This window comes from Aquimarina sp. AU474, assembly GCF_900312815.1.
Taxonomy (GTDB): Bacteria; Bacteroidota; Bacteroidia; order Flavobacteriales; family Flavobacteriaceae; genus Aquimarina.
On sequence record NZ_OMPE01000003.1, the window covers coordinates 150589 to 176951 of the forward strand.

General features: G+C 32.8%; 27 protein-coding genes. 8 read left to right on the forward strand and 19 right to left on the reverse strand.

The annotated features are described in order from the left end of the window. Window positions 1-14: 14 nt before the first annotated feature. The 14 genes from DK508_RS01010 to DK508_RS01075 form a co-directional block, all read right to left on the reverse strand. Complete coding sequence (locus DK508_RS01010; RefSeq protein WP_160114508.1) at window positions 15-980, reverse strand: M66 family metalloprotease; 966 nt, start codon at window positions 978-980, stop codon at window positions 15-17. A 225-nt stretch (window positions 981-1205) separates the two neighbouring features. Beyond that, entirely contained in the window at window positions 1206-2603 is a 1398-nt protein-coding gene (locus DK508_RS01015) for an aminotransferase class V-fold PLP-dependent enzyme (RefSeq protein ID WP_109298873.1), read from the reverse strand. Between the two features lie 10 nt (window positions 2604-2613). Further along, the gene (locus tag DK508_RS01020; protein WP_109298874.1) at window positions 2614-3474 is read right to left on the reverse strand and encodes a GNAT family N-acetyltransferase; all 861 of its coding nucleotides are present in this window, start codon (window positions 3472-3474) and stop codon (window positions 2614-2616) included. A 76-nt stretch (window positions 3475-3550) separates the two neighbouring features. Next, a complete protein-coding gene (locus DK508_RS01025; RefSeq protein ID WP_109298875.1) occupies window positions 3551-4309 on the reverse strand; it encodes a peptidase E in 759 nt (252 codons plus the stop codon). Window positions 4310-4333: 24 nt separating this feature from the next. After that, on the reverse strand, window positions 4334-5722 hold the full coding sequence (locus DK508_RS01030) for a M20/M25/M40 family metallo-hydrolase (RefSeq protein WP_109298876.1): 1389 nt from the start codon (window positions 5720-5722) through the stop codon (window positions 4334-4336). Window positions 5723-5762: 40 nt separating this feature from the next. Next, window positions 5763-6641: a PPK2 family polyphosphate kinase gene (locus tag DK508_RS01035; RefSeq protein ID WP_109298877.1), complete on the reverse strand. Its 879-nt coding sequence runs from the start codon at window positions 6639-6641 to the stop codon at window positions 5763-5765. Between the two features lie 108 nt (window positions 6642-6749). Beyond that, entirely contained in the window at window positions 6750-7271 is a 522-nt protein-coding gene (locus tag DK508_RS01040) for a hypothetical protein (protein ID WP_160114509.1), read from the reverse strand. A 44-nt stretch (window positions 7272-7315) separates the two neighbouring features. Then, on the reverse strand, window positions 7316-8479 hold the full coding sequence (locus tag DK508_RS01045) for a sigma-54 dependent transcriptional regulator (protein WP_109298879.1): 1164 nt from the start codon (window positions 8477-8479) through the stop codon (window positions 7316-7318). Then, window positions 8479-9381 carry a DUF6268 family outer membrane beta-barrel protein gene (locus tag DK508_RS01050; protein WP_235016239.1) on the reverse strand — a complete coding sequence of 301 codons (903 nt, stop codon included), beginning with the start codon at window positions 9379-9381 and terminating at the stop codon, window positions 8479-8481. The genes DK508_RS01045 and DK508_RS01050 overlap by 1 nt, the downstream gene beginning before the upstream one ends. Window positions 9382-9423: 42 nt before the next feature. Further along, the gene (locus DK508_RS01055) at window positions 9424-10317 is read right to left on the reverse strand and encodes a mechanosensitive ion channel family protein (protein WP_235016240.1); all 894 of its coding nucleotides are present in this window, start codon (window positions 10315-10317) and stop codon (window positions 9424-9426) included. 2 nt (window positions 10318-10319) lie between these two features. Next, entirely contained in the window at window positions 10320-11621 is a 1302-nt protein-coding gene (locus DK508_RS01060; RefSeq protein ID WP_109298880.1) for an ABC transporter permease, read from the reverse strand. Further along, on the reverse strand, window positions 11614-12543 hold the full coding sequence (locus DK508_RS01065) for an ABC transporter ATP-binding protein (RefSeq protein WP_109298881.1): 930 nt from the start codon (window positions 12541-12543) through the stop codon (window positions 11614-11616). Before DK508_RS01065 ends, DK508_RS01060 begins: the two co-directional genes overlap by 8 nt. A gap of 252 nt (window positions 12544-12795) precedes the next feature. Beyond that, window positions 12796-13905, reverse strand: coding sequence for a molecular chaperone DnaJ (gene dnaJ, locus DK508_RS01070; protein WP_109298882.1), 1110 nt, complete (start codon window positions 13903-13905; stop codon window positions 12796-12798). 6 nt (window positions 13906-13911) lie between these two features. Next, the gene (locus DK508_RS01075) at window positions 13912-14457 is read right to left on the reverse strand and encodes a nucleotide exchange factor GrpE (RefSeq protein ID WP_109298883.1); all 546 of its coding nucleotides are present in this window, start codon (window positions 14455-14457) and stop codon (window positions 13912-13914) included. A gap of 161 nt (window positions 14458-14618) precedes the next feature. On the opposite strand from DK508_RS01075, the gene DK508_RS01080 reads away from it, so the two are divergent. Next, entirely contained in the window at window positions 14619-15293 is a 675-nt protein-coding gene (locus tag DK508_RS01080) for a YceI family protein (RefSeq protein WP_109298884.1), read from the forward strand. Between the two features lie 51 nt (window positions 15294-15344). Here DK508_RS01080 and DK508_RS01085 read toward each other — a convergent pair whose 3' ends face one another. The 3 genes from DK508_RS01085 to DK508_RS01095 form a co-directional block, all read right to left on the reverse strand. Then, window positions 15345-16250 carry a TIGR01777 family oxidoreductase gene (locus tag DK508_RS01085; protein ID WP_109298885.1) on the reverse strand — a complete coding sequence of 302 codons (906 nt, stop codon included), beginning with the start codon at window positions 16248-16250 and terminating at the stop codon, window positions 15345-15347. A 99-nt stretch (window positions 16251-16349) separates the two neighbouring features. Then, on the reverse strand, window positions 16350-17036 hold the full coding sequence (gene mnmD, locus DK508_RS01090; protein WP_109298886.1) for a tRNA (5-methylaminomethyl-2-thiouridine)(34)-methyltransferase MnmD: 687 nt from the start codon (window positions 17034-17036) through the stop codon (window positions 16350-16352). Then, window positions 17036-17539, reverse strand: a complete 504-nt coding sequence (locus DK508_RS01095; protein ID WP_109298887.1) for a DUF4920 domain-containing protein — start codon at window positions 17537-17539, stop codon at window positions 17036-17038. Before DK508_RS01095 ends, mnmD begins: the two co-directional genes overlap by 1 nt. Window positions 17540-17718: 179 nt before the next feature. Here DK508_RS01095 and DK508_RS01100 point away from each other — a divergent pair, with 179 nt between their 5' ends. Further along, window positions 17719-18786, forward strand: a complete 1068-nt coding sequence (locus DK508_RS01100; protein ID WP_109298888.1) for a branched-chain amino acid aminotransferase — start codon at window positions 17719-17721, stop codon at window positions 18784-18786. A gap of 54 nt (window positions 18787-18840) precedes the next feature. Here the strand turns inward: DK508_RS01100 and DK508_RS01105 are convergent, their stop codons facing one another. Continuing rightward, entirely contained in the window at window positions 18841-19227 is a 387-nt protein-coding gene (locus DK508_RS01105) for a nucleoside triphosphate pyrophosphohydrolase family protein (protein WP_109298889.1), read from the reverse strand. A gap of 44 nt (window positions 19228-19271) precedes the next feature. Between DK508_RS01105 and DK508_RS21400 the strand changes: the two genes are divergently transcribed. From DK508_RS21400 to DK508_RS01135, 6 genes are all read left to right on the forward strand, one after another. Continuing rightward, window positions 19272-19463, forward strand: a complete 192-nt coding sequence (locus tag DK508_RS21400; protein WP_109298890.1) for a hypothetical protein — start codon at window positions 19272-19274, stop codon at window positions 19461-19463. A 202-nt stretch (window positions 19464-19665) separates the two neighbouring features. Then, window positions 19666-20805 carry a hypothetical protein gene (locus DK508_RS01115; RefSeq protein ID WP_160114510.1) on the forward strand — a complete coding sequence of 380 codons (1140 nt, stop codon included), beginning with the start codon at window positions 19666-19668 and terminating at the stop codon, window positions 20803-20805. A gap of 10 nt (window positions 20806-20815) precedes the next feature. After that, window positions 20816-21268: a hypothetical protein gene (locus tag DK508_RS01120; RefSeq protein WP_109298892.1), complete on the forward strand. Its 453-nt coding sequence runs from the start codon at window positions 20816-20818 to the stop codon at window positions 21266-21268. A gap of 3 nt (window positions 21269-21271) precedes the next feature. Continuing rightward, window positions 21272-23065, forward strand: a complete 1794-nt coding sequence (locus DK508_RS01125; RefSeq protein ID WP_109298893.1) for a sensor histidine kinase — start codon at window positions 21272-21274, stop codon at window positions 23063-23065. Next, the gene (locus DK508_RS01130) at window positions 23062-23688 is read left to right on the forward strand and encodes a response regulator transcription factor (RefSeq protein WP_109298894.1); all 627 of its coding nucleotides are present in this window, start codon (window positions 23062-23064) and stop codon (window positions 23686-23688) included. Before DK508_RS01125 ends, DK508_RS01130 begins: the two co-directional genes overlap by 4 nt. A gap of 84 nt (window positions 23689-23772) precedes the next feature. After that, on the forward strand, window positions 23773-24105 hold the full coding sequence (locus DK508_RS01135) for a hypothetical protein (protein WP_109298895.1): 333 nt from the start codon (window positions 23773-23775) through the stop codon (window positions 24103-24105). A 109-nt stretch (window positions 24106-24214) separates the two neighbouring features. Here DK508_RS01135 and DK508_RS01140 read toward each other — a convergent pair whose 3' ends face one another. After that, on the reverse strand, window positions 24215-26260 hold the full coding sequence (locus DK508_RS01140; protein ID WP_109298896.1) for a dihydrofolate reductase: 2046 nt from the start codon (window positions 26258-26260) through the stop codon (window positions 24215-24217). Window positions 26261-26363: the final 103 nt, after the last annotated feature.

Genomic DNA, 26363 nt, shown 5'->3' on the forward strand with positions numbered 1-26363 from the left:
GTTATTTTAAAATATTAATTTGCAGGAAAAACACCATCTGCCCATATTCTTTTATCTATGCTTGGGCACGTTTCTGTAGATGCATTATGTCCGCAGTTTCTTGTGGGCTCACCAGGTCTAGCATTGTACACCGCATTAATAGCTGATCCTGGAACCAAATGCGCTCTAAACAATTGTCCTTCGGTGATGAAAGCTCGAGTAACACTACCTGAATGCATAATTCCTGTTTGATCAAAATTAGCATTAGTATCGGTGTGAAAAAGACCAAAATCATGCCCGAGTTCATGAGATAAAAGGTCTGAAAACGTATTCTCTCCCATAGCTACAAAATCACTACCTATATTGCAAGCTTGCCCTCTAGAAGTACCACCATCTACAGTTTCTACGTAGTAGATATTAATTTTACCTGCATCCTTGCCTATATCATTTTCTATTCCGGATTTTAATGAACAATCAAAATTATAATATGTAGGTGCATCAGGATCACCCGTGGCATCTACAATTTCAAAAGGACTAAACTGTACGCCCATTCTTTCTGTGCTCCATACATTAGCAGTATACACACAATGGCTAATAGCCAATGCTCGTTGCGTATTAAAGTTTCCTTTTACGATCCATACCTTAACCGGAATTTGAATAATGTTATTAAAATTCAAATTAGGCTCATCTCTATTTGCTGTCCAATTCATAGGATCAATAATAGCAACAGGTCGATCAGTATTAAATCCAAAAATTTCTCCATTACTTCCTGGAGCTGTAAAAATGCCAACATTTTGTATTGGGCCATTTACAGTATAAGTGACATCATTAACTTGTGCTCCTCCTTTTAGACCATCAACCAAAAGTCCAACTTCATTAGAGGACGCATTATTTATATTTATCAAATCGGCATCTGGGTCACATGACATAAAAAAAATCGAAAGACAGAAGAATCCTAAGAATCTTATATTAGATAACAACGGTTGAAATATTTTATTCATAGCTTCGTATTTATAGTTAATATTACGTGTTATAATATTGTTTATAGACGAAACAGCACTATAAGAGTATGTAAAGAGATACTCTATTCTACACGTGCTATGAGGTTGTGATTACAGAAGTAAAAGTATACTTCTATTCGAAAATATAAAAGGGGGGTATCCCCCAAAGTGGAGAGGAAAAAAACTAACCATTACCATTAGGTAACCTAAAAAATATAATTCGCTTTAATAAAGTCTACATTTATTTTTTATTGCTTTTTCAAATACCGCGATCGTTCTTTCTATGTCTTGTTTACTAGTCATCCAAGAGCATATACTTATACGAATCACCTGTTTTTCTTGCCAGGTAGATCCACCAACCCAACACTCTTTGGATTCTTGGACATATTGAATCATCTCTTTTGTTCTTTCATCATTTTCCCCAGCGATCAATACCTGGTTAAAAACAACATCATTAATAACTTTCAATCCTAGTTTTCGTAATCCTAATTCTAACTGTTTTGCTCTTTCATGAAAAGTTGTAATCATTTGATCAATGCCATCTTTACCTAGATATTTCATTGTTGCCCAAAGCTCGATAGCTCTTGATCTTTTTGACATTTCTGGAGTATATAAAAGCGGGTCTCTTTGTTTACTATAAATAATATATTCACCTGTTGATTGCAATGCGCTAACCAATGCATCTGGATAGCGACACATAATTATTCCCGAATCATAGGGTGTATTTAATGTTTTATGACCATCTACTGCCCATGACGATGCTTTTTCCATCCCTTTGGTTAAATGGGATAATGTTTTTGTAGCTCTTGCCCAAAGTCCAAAGGCACCATCTATATGTACCCATGCACCAACTTGATTTGCTAAATCACATACGGTATCAAAATCATCAAAAGCTCCAGTATTTACATTACCCGCTTGTAATAAAATAAGGCAATGATTATCTAATTTGGGTAACTCTTTTACTACTAATCTTCCTTGATCATCAGAAGGTAACCACTCAATACTATTTGTACCAAACCCTAGCATCCCCAAGGTCTTTTTTACACTAGCGTGTACTTGCTCATGTGCTAATATTCTTAATTTAGGAGCTCCATTAAGTCCACTTTCATGAACATTCCACCCTAGTTTATGAAGTAGGTGAAAACGAGCAGCTGCCAATCCACATAAATTAGCCATAGATGTACCACTTACAAATCCAGCAACAGTTTCCTGAGGGAAATCAAATATATCCTTCAACCAATTTTCACACACATCTTCTAACATAGCGTTTACAGGCGATGTAAGATACAATCCGCCACATTGATCCCATATATCAGATAACCATTTTACTCCTAAAGAAACAGGCACAGCTCCACCATTAACAAAACCAAAATATCTACCGCCTATTTGAGCTATAGTAGCAGGAGATCCAAAAGCATGTAATTGATCTATAATTTCTTTTGCTCGGATGGTTTTTTCTTGAAGAGGTTCATCAAAACGAGTAAGGTTTTTCAAGCTAGATTGTGACGGAAACACATTCATTTCTTCTATTCCATCAATATATTCATAAGCGTAAGAACGGGCCTGCTCAAATAATTCTTTATCTTCAAATTCCCGTTTCATTTGTTTCTGTAGCCTATTCATAAATATTCTATTAAAATTTTAAAATCATCTCGTATTGCCCCTTACCAGGTGATATTTGCAAACTCCTAAACAGTTCTTTAAAAGGTTTATAATCACTTTGAATGTTGATCATTTTAATTTGCTCAGATTGAGAAAAACTCCCTAAGTGTTTTAATAAAGAAGTTCCTATACCTCTATTTCTGAAATCCGGATGAATCGCAAGTAGAGGTATATCACCCGTATGTTTTTCAATAATACCATATCCTATACTTTCACCTTGTATTGAAGCTTTTAAAACGGTAAAATTTTTTATTTTTCGATGAATTGAAGTAAAACTATTTTGCCACGATGGATCTATAGAAGCACATTGTTCGATTTCATTTCTTCTCATCATAGATGTTTCCTCAATATTAATATCAAAACTATTTTTTGAAGTAATGTAGTTTAGTTTTGACTGAGCAAACACATAATAATCGTAATCTTTGCATATTTGAAAACCTAGATCTTTGTATAATTGAATAGCTTTTGTATTTGTTTTTATGACTTCAAGAAGATATTGTTGCATACCTTTCTTTTTCAGATCCTTAATACAAAAGGCAAATAAGTCCTTAGCAATACCTTTACCTTGAAATTCTTTAATGATCCCGGTACCCGTATCATAAGCGGTAGGTATTCCTTTCCACTCTTCGATACTATTCAATACAAAACCAACTAATTTGTCTTTACAAAAAGAACCGTAAGACATTTCTTGGTTAAATCCTCGTCTCTCGAGCAGGTAAGTTAATTCTTGATATGTAAGATTAAAAGGGACTTCATAATTTGAAAAAGCATCAGTAAAGGCTATATGAATTTCTTTTACATCTGTATTTTTTAAACTCCTATGTTCTATCATCTATTATTGGTTTAGTACAAAATAAAACCCAAGTGATGACAACCTTATGTCAGTAGTCTTTTTTATATAACTAAAATCAATTAATAATCTCTGCCTCTATTTTCTCTTCTATGATTTTGTCATCTTTTTTATATACGAAATAAGAATTATTCTTTTCATCTAAGGATGCTGCTTTTTCAACTTTTCCATTTACAAAAAGAATCCCAGATTTATCATCACAAGCATATCCATTCTTAAGTATTCCTTTCATGATATTATCATGATACAATGGCCTTCTTGATTCTTCAGAATTATAATGCGGACAATGACTATAATCTAAAAAACCCAAACCTTTTACGATACTAAGTTCTTTTGGTCTCGAATCTGTGGTCCCTCCATTAAACCAACATAGTGAACCTGCGCTACCACCTGCTAATACTACCCCCTTATCATATGCCTTTTTTAAAGCTAAATCTATTTGTTGAGCTTTCCAAATAGCCAACATATTCAAAGTATTACCTCCACCAACAATTATAGCATCCATATGGGTAAGAATCTCTTCAAAAGATTCTTTCTGTCTGTATGAGTTTATCCAAACTTTTAGGACATGAGGCTCCACTTCAAGATCTGAGCATAGGTTATACCAAAAATTCATATATCGCTCATTATCTCCCGTAGCTGTCGGTACAAAACAAATTTTAGGTCTTTTCTTACCTGTGAGTTTGGCTGTATATTTTATAAATTCTTTATTTACTTGACCTCCATATACGAACAGTTTTTTACTAGGTGAATTTTTCTCTTGACCGACAACATTATTGAATAAAAATAAAAATGTAAAAAACCATAAAATACGCATATACTATATTTTTATTTATTTTGATTATTTCACTCCATATTTATCAAAAAGATACACCAGACTGGTCATTGTCGCTGCTCCCAATTCGAGCTCACGTTTGTTAACCGCATCAAAAGTATCATTTTTGGCATGATGATAATCGAAGTAACGTTGAGAATCTGGTCTTAATCCTGCCAACACTATTCCCTCTTTTTTAAGCGGACCTATATCTGCCCCGCTTCCGCCTTTGGCAAAATAATGTACTAGATATGGTTCAAAAAGTGATTTCCATCCTTGAACACGAGCAAAATTAGTATCATCGCAATCAAAAGAGAACCCTCTGGGAGTAAATCCTCCAGCATCGCTCTCTAATGCAAAGACATGGTTTTCATTTTTACTCTTGGCCACTTTGGCATATTTTTTTCCTCCTCGAAGTCCATTTTCTTCATTCATAAATAGTACGACACGTATTGATCGTTTTGGCTTATAACCAATCTCTTTAAATAATCGCAAGACTTCCATAGATTGCACTACTCCAGCCCCATCATCATGAGAACCATCACCTAAATCCCAAGAATCGAGATGTCCACCAACAACCATATATTCATTTGGAAATTCACTACCTGTTATTTGCCCGATTACATTAAATGATTCTACATCTTTCCATGAACGACAATTCATATTCATATGAAACTTAATTTTGGGATTAAGTTTCAGCATTGAGCTTAATAAATCTGCACCATTAGTGCTAATTGCCGCCGCAGGGATTTTATCCATATTAGATAAATCACCATAACTCATAGCTCCTGTATGTGGTAAATCATCTAATCGTAAATTCATAGAACGTACAATTACTCCAACGGCTCCAAACTTTGCTGCCTCGGCTGCACCAGAATAACGCTGATCTACACATCCTCCATAAGCTCTAAACGTTTCTATTAGATCAGCTTGCATTGGACGATTAAAAAAAACGATTCTACCCTCTATTTCAGAAGTTCCCAATTTTCTTAAATCATCTAATCCTTGTACCTCAATAATCGGAGATTTAATACCTCCTATTGGAGTAGGCACAGACCCTCCTAATGCACAAATAGGAACATTTGTTGTTACTCCAGGCTCACTCTCTATATACGCAAACTCGGTTACACCACGAGTCCACTTTGGCACCATTACTGATTGTAACCATACCCTATCAATCCCCAATTCTTTTAATTCTTTTTCTCCCCACTCTACAGCTTTTTGAGCATTTATAGATCCCGAAAGTCGCCCTCCTATTTGATTAGACAAATGATCTAACCAAGCATAGCTTTTACCATTTAACAAAGAAGTATCGTATATTTTTTTAAATATGGTCGAATCTTCTTTAGCATCATTTTGTGCAAAGCCATTCATAGCAATGACAACTAAAAGTGTGGGGATTATTTTCTTGAGCATAGTAAATATATCTTGTTGCAATGCAACTTTATTCTAATTATTATTCGTTTTCTAATTGTTCTTTATATACTCCTAAATTTGCTTTTGTTTTTGCATCCAACTCAGGTTCTTGTATATCGTTATACTCTCTTAGGGTATCATAAAGTGTTTTTGCAACAATATATCTTGCTGCAGGTTTATCGTCTGCCGGGATGACATACCAAGGAGCATGTGACACCGATGTTCTATTTATAGCATCCTCATAGCAATCCATATACTGATCCCATAACTTGCGTTCCTTTAAATCACCAGCAGAAAATTTCCAATTTTTTTCTTTTTTATTTAACCTTCTCAGTAGCCTATTTTTTTGTTCATCTTTAGATAAATGCAAATAAAACTTGTAGATCAATGTACCATTTTGAGCAATATGTTTTTCAAAGTTTCTAATCTGCTCAAAACGTGTATCCCAAAATTCGTCGTTAATATCATCAACACTATTTACATTAGGAATATTCTCACCCATAATATAACCTGGATGAACTCTAGTGACCAAAACATTTTCGTAATGTGTCCTGTTAAAGACTCCGAACCTACCGCGTTGTGGCAATGCTATATAATGTCTCCATAAATAATCATGACCTAATTCTAAATCTGTAGGTACTTTAAAACTGTGAACGATAATTCCTCGAGTATTAAAATCTTTGAACACTTCTCTAATCAAACTATCTTTTCCTGAAGTATCCATACCCTGAAGGCAAATCAAAACAGCATATTTACCGTGAGCATATAACGTATCTTGCAGTTCTCCTAGTTTTTCACGTACTTCTTCTAATTCCTTTTCAATTTTCTTATCACTTTCTTCAAGATCAATAACTGTAGGAATTTTTGATAGTTCTATTGTGTTTGTAACCTTAAAATCTTCGTGGTGTATGTTCTTCATTTTACGATTTGTGTTATACTTCGAAAGATACTAAAGTTTTGGATGGTAATAAAAATAGTTCTGTTTTAAAAAAATGAGTTTTAACTGAATTTAAAAAAGTAATATTTCTTATCTGGCATTAAAATCGTAACTAAATCCAATAAGAAATGTATCATATCGCCTACCCAAACTTTTTACATTAAGCTCTGCAAAAACATGTACCGGAATTGATATTTGATGTAATGCTCTAATTTTAATCTGCGCTCCATGATTAAAATTCCCCGTTCTTATACCAAGAAAAGCCTCATCTTCAATTTCTTCAAAAATACTAGAATCATTACCTACATAACTCATACCAGCTGTAATGGTAGTAGGATACCAATTAAATAAAATAAGGTTTACTCCAAAAGCAAGTTCATTAAAGCCTTCATAATCATCCTCACCTCCCACGGCAAACGCACGATTATATTCACCCATAAAAGTGGTATAACAATTAAACGCGTACTCTACTCTAGCGCCAAGACCTACTTCATTTTGAAGGCCAAAACTTTTAATCGCCACAAAACCATAATTTACGGCTCCAGAGTCGTATTGCGCAGATGTGTTTTGTATACTAAGAGTTAGTAATACAATAAATAGGATTCTTTTCATTATCCAAGGCATATCCAAAATTTGTCGAAAGATAACTCTACTACTTACTTTGAAGCAAAAAGTTTAACATCTTCCTCACTTACCTCTTTTCCTCCAAGAATAATCAAGCGTTCGACTACATTACGAAGTTCTCTAATATTACCTGTCCAATCATATTGCTGCAATTGTTTAATTGCTTTGGCAGAAAATGCTTTGGCAGGAGAACCTTGTTCATTCGAAATTTTGTTGGTAAAATAATCCACTAATAAAGGAATATCCTCTCTACGATCATTAAGTGCTGGCACTTTAATAAGGATCACAGCTAATCTATGATACAAATCTTCTCTAAATTTATTATCTGCTATTTCCTTCTTTAAATTTTTATTCGTTGCAGCAACAACTCTTACATTTACCTTGATATCTTTATCACTTCCTACCCTTTGGATTTTATTTTCTTGAAGCGCTCTTAAAACTTTTGCTTGTGCCGAAAGACTCATATCCCCAATCTCATCTAAAAAAATAGTCCCTCCGTTGGCCGCCTCAAATTTACCTGCGCGATCCTTATTTGCCGATGTAAATGCTCCTTTTACGTGTCCAAATAGCTCACTCTCTATCAATTCTCCAGGTATTGCCGCACAGTTAACTTCGATCATTGGCCCTGCAGAACGTTCACTTTTTTGATGAATCCAATGCGCTACCAATTCTTTACCGGTCCCATTAGGCCCCGTAATAAGTACTCTAGCATCAGTAGCTGCAACTTTTTCTATAATAGTTTTGATCTCAGAAATCGCATTTGACTCCCCGATCATATCGTAATTTTTAGAAACCTTTTTCTTTAATCGTTTGTTTTCTACAACCAATTCTTTACGATCTAGAGCATTACGCACCGTATTTAATAATCTATTTAAATCGGGTGGTTTCGAAATATAATCAAACGCTCCCAATCGCATGGTATTTACTGCAGTATCCAAATCCCCATGTCCCGATATCATTACAATAGGAATTTCTGGTTTTATTTTTTTTACTGCCTCAAGTACTTCTACTCCGTCCATTTTAGGCATTTTGATATCACAGAGTATTAAATCGTAGTCCTCGTTTTTTATTTTTTCTATTCCAGAAAGCCCATCTTCTGCTTCAAACAATTCATATTTATCACTTTCTTCAGATAATATCTTTACTAGAACTCTTCGGATAGCCGATTCGTCTTCAATTACTAATATTTTTGCCATTATATTTTTAATTTAATTCCACTACGAAAGTAGAATGTATTTTCATCATTTATTGTTAATACATTTTCTTGATCTCCATCACGTAGACGGATCTCATTACTTAATGTATATCCTCCATACACATAGAACAATAAGTGTTCCGTAAAAAAATATTCATAACCTACAGCTCCTATAATGTTAAGCATCGAAGCATTTTCTACTAATTTAGCTTCGCCATTATCATCTACAAAAGCCCTATTATTCTGCAAGTTACCATAAAACCGATCTAACCCTATAAATGTTTGAAGTGTGTTTTTTGTATTAATAAAATATTTAATACTTGTTTTTGGAGTACCAAGCGAATACGACCAATTAGGATGAAATCTATTAAAATAGTTTATTATTGGTAACGGAAAATTTAAACTCGCAGGGGTAGTATATCTTAAACCTAAAATTAATCTAGAACTTCTTGGCGCTTCTCTATTTTTATAACTCTTTACCAAATAAATAGAACCTGTATATCTAAAATCATCACTCTCTATACCTGAACCTTCAAAATTTGAAGAAATCGCCCCCCCTAGTTTTGCTCCAAAACGCCAATTATTATTCATTTTAAAAGTGTATCCCAATTCTAGACCTACCGTATGAAAATTATTAAAATCTCCTCTGTTTTCGAAGGGCAAGGCATCTTTTATATCTAAATTATTATATCTGTATTGTGTACTTATTACAAAATATGTTCCTTCCTTTCCCATTTTAATAGGGTAATTAGCCGAAAACCTTATTCTACTGTATACATTATCACTATCTTTTTGTGGGATATAAGCGTATTCTACTCTTGCTAAATCTGTATCCTGAGACCTCACAGCATCGCAAAAGGTATAAAAGAATAAAATTATTAAAATCAGGTTCTTGATTTTCATATCTGGGACGTATATGTTGTTGTTTTCTCGATATCCTATATATTATTCCTTTAAAATGGTTACTTCACGTTGTGGGAATGGAATACTTACATTATTCTCTCTAAATAGGCGATCAATCTCAAATCGTATTTCACTTTTTGGTATTGCTCCTTGAAAACTATCATTTAAAGTAAATATCAATTTGAAATTTAATGAGCTATCAGCAAAATCCGTAAAAAGCACTAGTGGTTCGGGTTCTTTTAGCACCTGATCATTAGATGATGCAGCCTGCATCAACAGTTTTTTAACCAATTGTGTATCACTACCATAAGCTACACCAACTGCTATCGATTCTCGAGTTATTGTGCCATTTTGAGTCCAATTATATAATGATGAAGACAAATATTTATGGTTGGGGATAATCAATACTTTATTATCTATAGTGACCGCTCTTGTAGTTCTTAGTTTTATTTCTTCAACTCTTCCTACTTTTCCTTCAATTTCTATTATATCGTCTACATGTACTGTATTATCAACAAAAATAAAAATCCCAGACAAGATGTCTTGAATAAATGTTTGTAGCGCAAGACCTACACCTACTAACAATGCTGCAGAAGCAGCAAATATCGCCGTGATATTAAACCCAATACCATCTAATGCTCCAAAAAGTACAATAATATATACAAGGTATTTTAAAAAAGAAAATACTGATTCAAACTTTCTTTTATCTTCTTTTTTAAGTTTTCTTGTCATTAATCTTTTAAAGAACTTCAATAAAAAAGAAGTTACCAAGAGAATAAGAACTACAAACAACAACAATCTAACGGTAAGTATGAAAGGGTGACTATCGGCTCCAAAATGAAAGATTTCATAATTGAGAAATTCCTTAATAGCACCCCAAATATCTTTTTGGATAACATCTTTTACTTGTGTCGCAATTTCTTCCTGAATCATCATTTCTAGTATTTTAACCACTTAAATAATTCCTTATAGCTTGGTTTTTTACCATACATTAGTATACCCACTCTATATATTTTTCCAGCTAGCCATATCATAAAGATAATACTTCCAAATAAGAGAAGAATAGAGATCAAAACCTCCCACCAACTTACCCCAAAAGGGATACGCATTAACATTACTATTGGCGATGTTAACGGAATCATAGAAAACACAGTAGAAACCGTTCCATGCGGATTTTCGATTACCGAAAAGAATCCCACGTAAATCCCTAACATAAGTGGTAAAATAATCGGCAACATAAACTGCTGAGAATCGGTTTCACTATCAACAGCAGCACCAATAGCCGCATAAATAGAACTATATAAAAAATATCCTCCTATGAAGTATACAAAAAATGCAAGTACTAATGTACCAAGAGGGAGTTTTAATATATCCTGAAGCACTAATTGTACTTCTTGCTGAAGATCTTCTTGTAAAACAGAAGATGGATCTATTCCCGCTGCCGGTTGGGGATTGACCCCAAAAATTGAAGTAGCAACAAATAACAAAATACTTCCCAAAATGACCCATATTATAAACTGAAGTATCCCTGCAAAAGAAGTACCCAAAATTTTGCCCATCATTAGTTGTAATGGTTTTACCGAAGAAATGATAATCTCAATAATTCTATTGGCTTTCTCTTCAATTACCGAACGCATTACCATATTTCCATAAATAATAATAAACATCATCAAAAAATAACCAGCTGCACCACCAAAAAACATTTTTATATAATTCGTCATTTTGGATGTTTTCTCGCCCGAGAAATTTTCAATCAAAATATTAACTTTTGCCTTTGAGTCTTCTATCATTTGCAAATCCAAACCTTTACTTTCAAAATTCTGATTTGTTAATTTTCCTTCAATAACATTCTCTATATCATTAAGGATAGAAATATTAGGTGCTTCATCTGCATAAAATTGTACAGATTTAGCCAGCTCTCTATTAGATTCTTTCTTTGGGATATATAATAGACCGTATAAACTTTTGATAATTACAGAATCCTTGGCATCATTAAGAGGTAAATTACTATAATCAATATAGTTTATGTTATCTGAGTTCTTAAAATCTGAAGCAAACATACCTGTCTCATCAAAAAATGCAATCTCTCGGATCTCATCATTATTTAATGTAGCCAACCAGGTGATCAAAGATATCATCCCAACAAAGATCAAAGGGCTTAAAAAAGTCATTACCACAAAAGTTCTATTACGAACACGTGCTATAAACTCTCTTTTGATAATTAATTTTAGGTTACTCATTTTCTGTGATGCTTTTAATAAATATCTCGTTAACTCCTGGAATAACTTCATTAAACCTCATGACTTGAGCTTTATCTGATAAATATCCAAGTAGTTGATTTGACTCTGTGTTTTGGTTTAACGTAATTTTTAATTTTAATTGTTCATCAATAGTTTTAAAATGAGCAGGGCTAACATCAAACTTATTCTTTAAGTCATTATAAAGATCATTACTATTTTCTGTACGAAGGCCAACTTCAAAAGTGTTCGATTTATATGCTCTTTTTATATCGGACACTTTGCCTTCTAAAATTTTCTTTGATTTATTAATAAGGGCAATATGATCACATAATTCTTCTACACTTTCCATCCTATGAGTAGAAAAAATTACTGTAGCGCCTTCATCACGTAACTGTAAGATTTCATCTTTGATTACATTTGCATTTATAGGATCAAATCCACTAAATGGTTCATCAAATATTAATAGTTTTGGTCTGTGAAGAACAGTAACAATAAATTGTACTTTTTGCGCCATCCCTTTGGATAGTTCCTGTATCTTTTTATTCCACCAATGCGTGATATCAAATTTATCAAACCAATAGGTAAGTCTTTCTTTTGCTTCTCTTTTACTCAGGCCTTTTAATTGTGCTAGATATAGGGCTTGTTCTCCTACTTTCATAGACTTATACAAACCTCTTTCTTCGGGCAGATAACCTATATCTTTAATATGTTCTTTTTTCAGCAATTCATTATCCAAATATACGCTCCCTTGATCAGGTAATGTAATTTGATTAATAATCCGAATTAATGTTGTTTTACCAGCTCCATTTGGACCGAGCAAACCAAAGATACTTCCTCGAGGAACTTGAATAGATACATCATGCAATGCCGTAAAGCTTCCAAATCGTTTTGTAGCATTTTGTACCTCTAAAAGATTAGCCATATACAGTAAAAAATATAATTGTAGTTTGTAAGAAAGCTGAATGATACGAAAACTTAAAAACTTATGCTAATTAAATGCTTCTAGAAAAACAAAACCCACCCTAAATACATGTATTAAGGATGGGAAAAAAATTGCTATGAAAAAGAAAAATTATCACTAAATGCGCTAGTGATGTTTCAAATATACGAATTTTTCTTAATCAAAAGTTAATATAAAGTAAATGATTCGAACGGTGTAAAACCGTATAAATCATTATGAAAACATATCTTTTACTTTCTCAAAAAAGGACTTTTCTCCACTATCAGGATTAGGTCTAAAATGATCATCCTTTGACATTTTTTCAAAAAATTCTCGTTGTTCTTTATTTAATGTTTTTGGAGTCCATACATTAACATGAACCAAAAGATCTCCTTTACCATATCCATTAAGACTAGGAATACCTTTTCCTCTTAATCTCAATATCTTACCACTCTGCACGCCTTCTTCGATTTTAATACGCACTTTACCAGATACGGTATCAATCTCTCTAGATGCACCCAACGCAGCTTCAGAAAAACTTACATACAAATCATAATGCAAATTGTTCCCTTCTCTCTGTAAGTCTGGATGATCCTGTTCTTCAATAGCTACCAAAAGATCTCCTGCAACACCTTCTCCTGGCGCTTCATTTCCTTTTCCTGCTACTTTAAGTTGCATACCATCTTCTACTCCTGCAGGAATTTTAATACTTACAGTTTCTTCAGTAACTTTTAATCCTTGACCATCAGCGTCGGACGGTCTGTAATCAATACTTTGACCAGCTCCTCCACAGGTAGAACAAGTTGTGGCAGTTTGCATTCTACCTAATATAGTATTAGTAATACGAGTTACCTGCCCTGTACCATTACACGTCCCGCAAGTTTTGTATGTAGTACCAGGAGCTTGAATTTTACGTTTTACTATAATCTTTTTCTCTACTCCGTTTGCTATTTCTTCCAAAGTAAGCTTAACTCGAATACGAAGATTACTTCCTTTTACTCTACGTTGTCTACCACCACCGCCTCCGAAACCTCCGAAACCGCTAAAGCCACCACCAAATATATCTCCAAATTGGCTGAAAATGTCATCCATATTCATGCCACCTCCACCAAAGCCTCCGCCTTCAAAAGCTTGATGACCATATTGGTCATAACGAGCTTTTTTATCAGGGTCGCTTAAAATCTCATAAGCTTCTGCAGCTTTCTTAAATTTTTCTTCAGCAGATTTATCTCCTGGATTTTTGTCAGGGTGATACTCTATCGCTTTTTTTCGATATGCTTTTTTAATTTCTGCATCAGTAGCATTCTTACTTATGCCTAATATGTCGTAAAAATCTTCCTTCATACCTAATTATTGTCCAGTTACTACTTTTGGAAAACGAATAACTTTATCTCCAAGTTTATAACCCTTTTCTATAACGTCTACAATCTTACCTTTAAGATCATCGCTAGGTGCAGGTATTTGCGTGATCGCTTCATGATCATCAGCATTAAAAACATCTCCTGCTTTAACCCCTACTTGCTCCAGACCTTTACTCTTTAAGGCTTCTTTTAATTTGTTATGAATAAGCTCTACTCCTTTGCTTAATTCTTTATCTTTCGATTTTTCTATTTCTTTTAAAGCTCTATCGAAATCATCCAAAACGGGTAGCATCGATTGTATTACATCCTGACTTGCAGTTTTAAACAATTCGACACGCTCTTTAGAAGTACGTTTTTTATAGTTTTCAAATTCTGCAAAAAGCCTCAAGAATTTATCCTTCTCTTTATCCAACTCTTCTTTTAATTGTGTTTCTATATCTAACTCTTCTTCCTTTAGATTTTCTTCCTGTGGCGTATCAAGTACTTCTTCTACTTGATCTTTTACATCTTCAGTGTTTTTATTTTTCTTACTCATGTAACTCGTACCTATTATAAGTTTTGATTTTGAAATAGCAAAAGTACTGCCATTTTTAAATTAATGTCATAATGTCATTGCAATATTTTAGTATATATTTAAGACCGTTCTTTTTAGAAAAAAATAATTTTGACATTATTTTCAACCGTAATATATAACTTATGAAAACCAAACTGATTAACCTATTAACCATCACAGTGATTATTATAACTGCAGTATCATGTAAAGGTGAAAAAGAAAAAACAAGAGAAAACTCTGATGTTAAAGAGGTTAGACAAACACCTATGAAAGCATTAGCCTATCAAGTAAATGGAGAATCTAGTACAATTGAATGGACTGGTAAAAAACCAGGAGGACAACATAGCGGTACTATAAAAATATCCAGTGGAGATGTAGCTGCGCAAGATGGAAAAATCCAGAGTGGGTCTTTTGTTATAGATATGCTAAGCATTGCTGTAACAGATCTAGAAGGTGAAGAGAAAACAAGCCTTGAAGGCCATTTAAAAGGAGAAGCTAAAGGAACTGAAGATCATTTCTTTAATGTAGCCAAGTTCCCTAATGCCACTTTTGAGATTACTGGGATTGAAGAAAACGAAGGAATGGCCAAAATCTCAGGTAATCTTACTATTAAAGGTATTACAAAAAATATTTCGTTTGCCGCTACAACCAAAACAAATAATAATTCTATGACCCTTATTAGTGATATATTCACCATTAATCGAACAGATTGGGGAGTAAATTATAGTTCTAAATCTATATTCGAGAACCTAGGAGATAAATTTATCAATGATGATATCGAACTAAAAGTTAGCATTGTTGCCAATCCTACTTCTTAAAAGTCAATAACACTTTAATTATCAAGCCGATTTTAATAAAATCGGCTTTTTTTATGGAAGTAAAGAATCTAATGCAGATGATATATTACCATATGTAAACTCAAAACCAGATTTTGAAATTTTGTCACTACATACACGTTGGCTTGCAAACAAAAGAATGTGCATTTCTCCTAAAAAAAGCTTCATAATAAGCCTTGGTACACCCGGCAAAACTATTTTCTTATTTAATTTATTAGCAATACTGTTGGTCAGTTTTTGGTTAGAGACAGGGTTTGGTGCTACTGCATTAAAAACTCCAGTTAATTCTTCTTCTAACACATATAAAAACATACGAGCCAGATCTGTAACATGAATCCAGCTTTGCCAATGTTTCCCATTTCCAAAAACAGCACCTACACCTAATTGAATTGGTTTTTTAATTTTAGGAAACGCTCCCCCCTTTTCAGAAAGAACAAGGCCTATTCGTAGTAGACTTACTCCTATACCTAAAGTTTCAAATTGAAGTATCGTTTCTTCCCATTTTGTTACCACATTACCCAAAAAACCTATATCTCTTTCTGGAGAGCTCTCCATATAATAATTTTGAAAAGAATCTGGATAAATACCTATAGCACTTGCAGAAATTACATGTCTAACTGTGTGCTTTGTTTTCTTTAAGGATTCTAACAATACATGAGTTGAAATAATTCGACTCTCTAGTATTTCTTCTTTATAAGATGGAGTCCATCTTTTTGCTACAGATGCACCAACAAGGTTAATAATAACCTCAACATCAAGAAAACAATTTTCGTCTAGAATATAATTTTTGGGATCCCAATAAAAACCCTGATAATTACTTGTGCTTTTTATTTTGTCTTTATTGGTGGTGAGGTAGTTGACATCAATTTTTGATTGATGACATAACTTTACAATTTCCTGGCCGATTAATCCGGTTGCTCCAGTAATTAAAACCTTCATTAGCTTATAATTTCATGCAAAATACTATTGGACTACAACAAAACCTATTTCTTTATTATAGGTTTAACAATCGTTTAAAATTATAGCCTTAAACTTTTATTACGACTTTGTGGCCCTAAGCATTTCGCGCTTTCCAGGTGGACCAGGAAGTCTTTCTACTTCAAAACCAACTTCTTGCATTGCTCTTCTCACACTACCTTTTGCCGAATACGTAACCAATACTCCCTTAGTTTTTAATGCATCATACATTTTTGAAAAAATTTCAACAGTCCATAGCTCGGGTTGCACTCTCGCTCCAAAAGCATCAAAATAAATAAGGTTAAACGTATTTTCATCATCAATATCGGTAAAAAACTGTTTCCTTTTTGTGAGTTCAAAATTAGAAGAAATACTATTAGGAATCTCCCATACAGATTGATGCATTTTATCAAAAACTATTTCTTTGTTGGAAGCATTAAGTATCACAGGATAATTCATCAATTTTACTTCATCAAAAACCACTGGATATGCTTCTACACCTACATAACATATATTCTGGTTTCTTTTTTCACCTTCTAAATACGTAATCAAAGCATTTAACCCTGTTCCAAATCCAATTTCCAAAATATGTAATATCTCAAAATCATCAGTATCTAAAATAGTGTGTAATCCTTCTTTAATAAACACATGTTTGGCTTCATTAATAGCGCCATGTTTTGAATGATACTGTTCATTTAATGCTGGTAAATGAATTGTAGTAGAGCCATCTGCAGTGGTTATTATTTCGCGTTTTAATTTTTCTTGCATTATTTTTTGATCAAAACACCTTCTGCAATGAACGAATATGTTTTTTTAGGTGTAGTTATTGCTGCTATCTCCTCTTTGGTTTTACCAGCATCACTTGCAAAATGTCGTTGATCTTCTACAGACATTTCGCTTACAAATGCCTTACCTTCAACAATCACTGTATCATTTTCGATATCTTTTGGCACAAAAAAACCATAATTTTTAAATTTCACCATAGTTTCTTTATCTGTATCCAATGCAACTTTCATCCAACAACCTTTAGCTTTGCACACATTATTTACTGTACTGGTAAATGCTATATTTACAGTATCTCCTTCTTTAATGCTTTCATACTTTTCCGCAATTGCATTTTTGTGATAAATCTGTTGTGATGAGATTTGATCCCCAAATGCATCAAAATTCGTCAATTCGGTATTTTTAATTGAAAAAGAAACCTTCTCTTTATTCGTACAACTTCCAATTGTAATCAACAATACTGTTAAAAAAAATACATTTTTATTCATTATTCTATAATTATTGATAAGTGAGTGTAAAATTACGCATTTTAAGAATTCTTATTTTAGTAGAAAAGGGTATTTTTGCGTACTTTATAGCAAGTTGTTAGTATTATTATTATTCATAGACCAAATGTATCTGGAATATGCTAAAAATAAACTAGCATGATCACTTAAAAAAGTACAGTATGAAAAACACAGTTTCGCAGCAAATAGAAATTACAAAAGCAAGTGAATCCAAAATTGGACAAGTAGATTTTGAAAATCTAAATTTCGGAAAAATATTCACCGACCATATGTTTGTTTGTGATTATGTCGATGGAGAGTGGAAAGCTCCAAAAATTATTCCTTATGGACCTATGACTCTAGATCCCTCAGCACGTGTTTTTCATTATGGACAAGCCGTTTTTGAAGGAATGAAAGCATACAAAGACGATAATGGAGATACTTTTTTATTTAGACCTGACGAAAATTTTAAAAGAATTAATAAGTCGGCAGAACGTTTGGCTATACCAGAATTCCCTGAAGAATATTTCTTTGATGGTTTAAATACTTTATTAAAACTAGATGAGGAGTGGATTAAATCAGGATATGGAAATTCATTATATATAAGACCGTTTGTAATTGCTACGCAAGCCAGTGTATCAGCATCTGAAGCGGATGAATATAGATTTATGATTATTTGCTCTCCTGCTCAGTCCTATTATAGTGGTGATGTAAGTGTACTTGTTGCAGAAAAATTTAGTCGATCTGCCAATGGCGGTTTTGGATATGCAAAAGCAGCAGGTAACTATGCTGGGCAATTTTACCCTACAAAACTTGCAAAAGAACAAGGATACCAGCAAGTAATATGGACAGACTCTAACAGTCATGAATATGTAGAAGAAGCAGGAACAATGAATCTGTTCTTTAGAGTAAACGACACCCTACTTACAGCTCCTGTGAGTGATCGTATTCTGGATGGAGTTACTCGTAAAAGTTTAATCGCTATTGCCGAAAAAGAAGGTATTAGTGTAGATGTTAGGCCTATAAAAGTTAGCGAAATTGTTGAAGCAGCAAATAATGGGAGTTTGAAAGAAATTTTTGGCGCAGGTACTGCCGCAGTAGTAAGCCCAGTAAAGGCGTTTGGATATAAAGGTGAACATTACGAAATCGAAAAACAAGAAAACTCGTATGCCTCGCATTTCAAAAAAGCCCTAATGGATATTCAATATAATAAGGCCGAAGATACTTTTGGGTGGAGATATAAGGTATAATACTATAGAAATAACATAAAAAAACTCCAGAATATTTTCTGGAGTTTTTTTTATTTATCTATCAAGGATCTCTTTAATATTTGGTTTAAAATAATTAGGGCCTTTTAACACTTTACCATCTTCACGATAAATTGGATTACCATCCTTCCCTAATTTACTCATATTACTACGCTGAATTTCATTAAAGACCTCTTCAATTTTATGCTGCATACCATGTTCTATAATTGTACCGCACAAAATATATAACATATCTCCTAACGCATCTGCAACTTCGACTAGATCATTATTTTGAGCAGCTTCAAGATATTCTTCATTTTCTTCTTTCATTAAGTTAAAGCGTAAAGTATTTTTAGCCTCTCCTAAATCTGCTATAGGTTCATTCTTGTATCCTATTCTAAAAGCAGAATGAAATTCTTGTACTGCGGCAATTTTATCTTTCATGAATCCTTTTTTATAATTTATCTTTGCCGTAAAAATAACAAAATATGTTTAGCCAAGGCCAGTTAGTATTTGCACTTTTTTTTGTGATCGCTTTTATCATTTTAATGATATTTAGCTATCGCAAAGACCTTAAACTACATCGTAAATATTACAAAGGCAGTCTTTTTATTTTGATCGGTTTCATTATCTTTATTTTATTGTTGTTCGCGTTAAAGACGTATTTACAACCTGAATAAATCACATACACCCCTGATTTTCAGTTTTATAAATTAATTTTAATCAGTACTTAATTTAAGTTCTGACTGTATACCTCTTTTGGTTTTTTAATTAAAAACGGGGAAAATACCCTGTATTGGGTATGGATTGACATGTGTTTTTTGTAGAGTTTTGGAGTAACTAAATAATCGTAACTCACTACCATTCTAAACTTAAATTTTTATGAATAATTATGATCATCGACAGGCTAATAGAGTTCTTGAACATTATGAAAATTACTTAATGAGATCAATATATGTAAAGTATTTAGCGGTGGTAAAATCTGTAACATATCCGGATCGCTATACCATTGAAATTGGTGTAACCGGTGTTGGAAAAGTAGAACTAGATGAGAATATAGACGTACAAAGGGCCTATGAAGGAAGATTTCCTGAAAATAAAATCCCAAAACTATTACCTATACCTCCAAAAAACAAAAATAAAATTATACCAAGAGATACTAAAATTATTACAGTAGATGAGATAAAAACATTAGATGTAGAAGATAAAAATATTTTCGAAAAGGGAATTTTTACAGAGATTATAAACCCAAATATAAATTATAAGGATTGGTTTTCTTTTCCATACGGTGCTCAACCAATCTATTCAAAAAACCAAAAAGACAAGGGTACTCTTGGAGCGGTTTTTAGATTAAAAGATTTTCCCGACGAATTATTTGGAATCTCCAATTGGCATGTGATTTCAGGCAAAACTTCTAATCTGGGAGATAAAGTTTATGACTCGGATTCAAATAAAATTGGAAGCTTATTTTGGCATTCGTTTGATATTTATAGAGAGGTTGCATTTGTAAAATTCGATCCGAAAATTGCCGAAAAAATGATAAAAACCTATAATCTCTCCTGCAAACCAGAGTTAATGATCACTAGGCCCAAATTAAACATGAACGTTCAACAATTAGGACAAGCAACAAGCTTAAACAATAACAGAACACCTAAAAGATCAACTATACATTCGTTAAATGCCACAATACGCATATCAGATTCAGATGATTACGATAATGGAAGGAAAATTTTTAAAAAGCAACTTCTCATTAAACATTTTTCTCGACCTGGTGATTCGGGCGCATTAGTGCATACAATTAAAGGTAAAAAAACTAAAGCAATAGGCTCTATTTTTGCCTTAACTCCAAAGCTATTAAATGTTTTCGATTCAAATGATCAAGTAATTCAATATACCGTTGCAAATAATATATTCTATATTTTTAATAAACTATTTGATCAAAAACAAGAAGTTTATATCGGAATAGAAGATGGTATTATTAAAACTAAATTAGTCAATCAATTTAAAATAAATAACAATTAATCTTTTTTATATGAAACAACTAAACTACAATTCCAAACCTCCTCAAAATAGAAGGTGGCATATGAATTCTCCCTATAACCAAATACTTTTTGAAGATGATGAAGTTGAATTAAAAGCTAAAATAAAAGTGAAAAATGGGAAACTTAAAAAAATGAAACTTCACCTAATCAATATGGAAAACCCTCAATCCAACCTATATGAGATATGTGCCGTTACTCGGCATGTAAACATGTATATAGAATTCCCTGATTACATTTTAATTCATGTAATCAAATCAGGGACGAGAAAAGAACAAAAGTTTAAAATTGATGGTAATCATATTCAAGAACCGGAATTTGATTTAGGAAAAAAGTTAACATTTTTGTTTAAGGAATATGATAATACATGTCCAAATCCACCTACTTATGAATTACCAGATACTACTCCCGAAACTAAAGAAGGTAGTATCATTATTGGAGGATAATATATGATCAAAACAAAAAGAAAAATAGTACAATACCTTTTACCAGTAAGTTTATTCCTTACTGGTTTTAGCTTTTCTCAAGACACTGATTTTGGAGCGCTTTTAAAATCCCTTAAAAGCAATGACCAAAAACAAATTAATCTTGAATTTCAAACAATTGACACCTCCAAAATTAGCCTGTATGATAAAGCTACATGGTTATATTATTATGCAGATTATCAATCAGACTTAGACAATCATCATATCGCTTATGAGGCAATTATAGAAGCAAAGAAAACATTTAGTGATTTAAAAAAAGAAAGTGATGTGGCGGATTGCAATATCCTATTAATATCCATACTAAGTCATCAAAACAATTTAGAAAAAAACTATCAAGAAATTGTAAGTGAACTTACCACATATGCCAAGAAACAAAATGATTCTACCGCATTGAGAACCATCTATCATCGATTGGCTGTGCAGCAGTTAAATCTAAATAATGCTAGGGAATCTATTAAATATTTTAGAAAAAATATTGAAATTGCCATTCGTCAAAAAGATTGTGTAAGAGTTGGGTATAACTATTCGAATATAGGAATAGTACATCAGACAGTAGATCCAAGAGATTTGGATTCGGCACTTTATTACACAAAAAAGGCAGTGCCTATTTTAAAAAAATATAATGATCATCAAAGTTTGGCATATAATTACAATAATCAAGCTCAACAATACAAATCACTCAAAAAATACGAATTAGCTATTCAATATTATAGAAAGGCAGATTCAGTTCCTTTAAAACATAATAGAGCAAAATCGAAGAAAATATTTTATGAAAATATCAGTGATCTCTATCAAAAAACTAAAGATTATAAAAATGCAGCTATCTATTTAGATAAACTAAACAAATTGAAAGACAGCATCAATGACACACAACAAAATACTGATATTGCAGGTATCAAAGAAAAATATGATAACGAAAAACTGAGAGCTGATAATCTTGAGATTGATGCTAAAAGAAGACAGAATAGGAATTTTATGATTGGCTCTCTTGTTCTATTATTATTTGGTGGGATCACTGCTTTCCTGATTAATAAAAATGCTAAACGAAAACAACGTATCGCAGAACAAGAGCGAGAAATTGAAATTCAAAAAACAGAAAAACTACTTAAAGAGCAAGAACTTACGGCTATAGATGCTATGATCGTTGGGCAGGAAAAAGAACGACAACGCTTGGCTAATGATTTACATGATAATCTAGGAAGTACATTGGCTACTGTAAAACTTCATTTTCAGCATTTACAAAACAATCGAAACAATCCTAAAATCGAAAATATCGAAGAGTTATATACAAATACCAATGAACTCCTGGATGAAGCATACCAAAAAGTAAGAACCATTGCCCATGAAAAGAATAGTGGGGTTATGGCTAATCAAGGCTTGTTACCAGCCATTAAAAACTTAGCCAAAAAGGTATCTAACGGGAATAATTTAAAGATTGAAGTACAAGGTTATGGACTAGAAGAACGTTTGGATAATACTATAGAAATTTCAATTTTCCGGATGGTTCAAGAATTGGTAACTAATATTATTAAACATGCTCAAGCCAATGAGGTGCATATTTCATTAACAAATCATGATTCTTTATTAAATATAATAATCGAAGATAATGGCGAAGGTTTTGATGCCAAAATTTTACCTGAAAAAGATGGTATGGGATTAGCTACAATAGAAAAAAGAATAGAACATCTTGAAGGTACATTCGAGATTGATTCTACCCCAAGAAAAGGAACAAATATTATTATAAATATACCTATATGATTACCGTAGCCATTGCAGAAGATCACCAATCCCTAATTGACGGAATTATGTTACTTCTTAAATACGAAGAAGAAATAAGCATTGTAGGTATGGCTAATGATGGTGAGGAATTGATAAATATAGTGAGAAGAAAACAACCAAAAGTGGTATTGATGGATATTCGCATGCCAAAAATTGATGGAATAGCGGCTACAAGTATTATAAAGAAAGAATTTCCTCATACCAAAATCATTGGATTCTCTATGTTTGATCAAGAAGATGCTGTTAAACAAATGATAGCAGCTGGTGCATCGGGTTATCTTCTTAAAAATTCGCCCTTAGAAGAAGTACTAACTGCTATACAACAAGTTATAGCGGGCAAAACTTATTTTGATGCAGCTCTAGATCCGGCTATTTTTTCAAAAGATGACCAACAACAAATTAAAAAACAAGTGCTTTCAAAAAGCGAACGAGAAATCCTAAAATTAATTGGGCAAGGAAAAACTTCTTCAGAAATTGCTGCTATACGTTTTAATTCTGTATCTACCGTAGAAACACATCGTAAAAACATCATTCGCAAACTTGGATTACATGGCAAAGGAGAATTATTACGCTATGCCATTGAAAAGAAATACGATTTCTAGATTTATTTTTATACGAAAAATACCCCGTAACGGGTATTTTTTTGACATTGATTATTCTATAGTTTTGAGTAAACTTATTTAGCCATGCAAAACAAAATTCGTTCTTTTAATCAATTTAAAACTGTTCTCGAAAAAGATCCAGAAATACAAGAGGATTTTAAAAAAAATCCAGTTGATGCTATTAAAAAGTTTCAATCTGAACCTTGGTTCAATGACAAACTTATTTACAGACTTGTAGTTCTTTTTTTAGGAATCATTGTACTTACTATTTGCGTTGGAGTAATTATACTCACAAGTCAAAATGTAATTAATAAAGACTTTAATGTTCCAGATATTTTAATAGCCACAGCATCTACAGCTATTGGAGCTATTGCAGGGTTACTCACTCCTAGTTCTAATAATGGAGACCAAGATTAACTCATGTTGAGAAAAGTTGTCTTTATAACAAAAAACATTCTATTCTACTTTAGGTAACAAAAAACGCCCTTCCTATACAGAAAGGGCGTTTAATATATCTTAGTTTTTACTAATTCACTTCTGGTAAGAAGTTATAGTTCTTACTATATTCTAACATTTGTGTAGTAAAATCCTCAGGTTGCGTTACATTTATTTTTGTAATTTCTCCATTCTCATCGGTTTCTGCAACCAATACTGGGTTCACGAAACCACTATAAGGCGCCGAAGTAAATTGTTCATTACGTTTTAATATTTCTGCATGTAATGCTTGATCTACTTTTACTCCATATCCTTCTACCAAAGCTTCAGCAGCTTTAAAATCTCCTTCAGATTTAATACGCTGTGTTTCTCTAAGTAAACGTCCAAAAATCTCACGTAATTTTTGATAATCATTAATATTATAATATGTTTTACCGTCTTTGGAAACTTTTTCAATTACATTATCCTTAGCACCTTGCTCAAAAGCCCAAGCACTTACCCATTGTCGGTTTCTCATATGCGCTTCTTCTACTTCATCACCAAGATTCAATCGAATTAGTTGTGTCATCAATCCATTTCTGATGTACCCATCATAAGCGGCTTTACCGGTTTTCTCCCAATCTTCGACTAGACCTAATTCTTGTAATTTAGGATCCATTAAGTAATACAAGCCAACTAAATCTGCACGTCCTTCTTCCATCGTAGATGCATAATTTTTTAGCGTTTCTTTAGTTTCGCCAACCCCAGGGTTTAATTTTCCAGAGGCATGACCAACTACCTCATGAAGTGCGGTATGTAGTTTATCTCCTAATTGACCATATTTTTCTTCTAACTCAAATTCTTCATTATCATGTACAAACTCCTTTAAACGACCAGAACCACCTGCATTATTATACGCACCTATAATATTACCTAGAGAAACTGATTTTGAACCTACCGCTGCTCTAATCCAATTAGCATTTGGAAGATTTACTCCAATAGGGGTACTTGGTGATGCATCACCAGCTTCACCAGCAACAGCAACCACTTTATAAGAAACCCCAACTACGCTGTCCTTTTTATGCTCATCCATTAATGGAGAATTATCTTCAAACCATTGCGCATTTTCAGATAAAACAGACATCTTCTTTGACATATCAAAATCCTTAATCTGCACGATAGTTTCATAAGAACCTCTATATCCAAGCGGATCATTATACACTTCAATAAAACTATTGATATAATCAATATTTCCATCTGTAGCAGCAGTCCATGCAACATTATAATCATCCCAAGTTTGTAAATCTCCGGTATTATAATATTTGATCAATAATCCGATAGCATCACCTTGAGCTTTGTTTTCGGCTACTTTTTGAGCTTTTTCTAACCATTTCACAATCTCATCGATCGCAGCTCCATATAATCCTCCAGATTTATATATTCTTTCTTTAAGCTCTCCATTTTCTTTTACCAATTGAGAATTTAATCCATATGATAATGGCTTATCAGGATTTGGAGATTTCATTTTTCCATAAAATGATTCCACATCAGCATTAGTAACACCTGGGCCATAAAAATTTACAGCAGAAAGTGCAACATTATCAATACCTTTTGCCTGATTTACTTTTTTAGAATCTTCATCATTAAAAATTACTTCATATACATCTTTTGACACCTCTGTACTAGTCGCAGCAAGAAGAGAACTAAAATAATCTTTACTAAATTCTGGTTTAATTTTAGCATTACTATAATGATGGTGAATCCCGTTAGAAAACCAAACACGTTTCATATACGTTTCGAATGCTTTCCAATCATCAGTCCCTTTGTCTCCTTCATATGTAGTGTATACTTTTTCAAGAGCTTTTCTAATGGTAAGATTATGTCTATAATTTTGATCCCACATAATATCACGACCACTAAGACCCGCTTGCGTTAAATAGTAAACTAATTTTTGTTCTTTTAACGTTAAATTATCCCATCCTGGAATTTGATATCTTAAAATCTTTAGATCAGCAAACTGTTCTACGACATGATTAAATTTTTCTTCGGTTACTTTTTCTTCTTGCTGCTCAATCTGATCCTGAATTTTAGGATCATTTTTACAAGCTACCATAAAACTGGCAACTGCGACAAAAAATAATATTTTGTTAAGTTTCATTTGTTAATGTTTTTGTTTTTAGTGTATCTGATGGTATTTACTGTAAACGCAATTTAAAAAAACAAAATCGCTCTACAGTCTATTTCAAATTGAGTATTTAATT